This is a genomic window from Streptomyces sp. KLMMK (genome assembly GCF_036961605.1).
Taxonomy (GTDB): Bacteria; Actinomycetota; Actinomycetes; order Streptomycetales; family Streptomycetaceae; genus Streptomyces; species Streptomyces telluris.
On record NZ_JBAMDC010000784.1, the window covers coordinates 1 to 870 of the forward strand.

At 69.2% G+C, this 870-nt stretch carries 1 protein-coding gene and 1 pseudogene; both read left to right on the top strand.

The window, feature by feature from the left end:
- Window positions 1–20 precede the first annotated feature (20 nt).
- A pseudogene (locus V7793_RS38345) lies at window positions 21–389 on the top strand (recombinase family protein); the annotation flags it as partial.
- 55 nt (window positions 390–444) lie between these two features.
- The coding region (locus V7793_RS38350) for a recombinase family protein (RefSeq protein ID WP_443058094.1) at window positions 445–870 on the top strand (426 nt) is incomplete at its 3' end.

Sequence of the window (870 nt, forward strand, 5' to 3'; positions counted from 1 at the left end):
TCTACCTGCGGCAGTCGACGATGCTGCAGGTCCGCGATCACACCGAGTCCACGGCACGGCAGTACGCACTGGCCGATCTGGCCACGACGCTGGGCTGGACGGCGGAGAAGATCCTGGTCATAGACGCCGACCTGGGAATCTCGGGGCAGTTCGGCGTGGTGCGGGGAGGCTTCCACGACGTGGTGGCGAAGGTCTGCCTGGCCGAGGCCGGCGCCGTCTTCGGCCTGGAGGTCTCCCGGCTGGCCCGTTCCAACGCCGACATCGCCCGCCTGCTGGAACTCGCCCGGCTCACCGACACGCTGGTCATCGACCTGGACGGCGTCTACGACCTGGCGGACTTCAACGACCGGCTGCTGCTCGGACTGAAGGGCAGCATGTCCGAGGCAGAACTCCACCTGCTGACCGGCCGGCTGCAGGGCGCCAAGCTGGAAGCGGCCCGCCGCGGTGAACTGCGCGTCCCGTTGCCGGTCGGTCTCGTCTACGACGAGGACGGCAACGTCGTCCTCGATCCCGACGAGGAGGTCCGCGCCGCGGTCGAGGACGTGTTCGCCGAGTTCACCCGCACCGGCTCCGCCTACGGCGTCGTCACCGCGCTCGCCGACCGCCCCTTCCCGCTGCGTGCATACGGAGGGCGTCTGGGACGGACAGCTGCGCTGGGGCAAACTCACCCACGGCCGTGTGATCGGTCTCCTGAGCAACCCCGCCTATGCCGGGGCCTACGTCTATGGCCGGCACCGCACCCAGCGCACCGTCCAGCCGGACGGCACCGTCACCACCAGCTACCCACGGGTGCCGCGCGAGCAGTGGCCCATCGTGATCACCGGACATCACGACGGCTACATCACCTGGCAGCAGTTCCTGGACATCGAG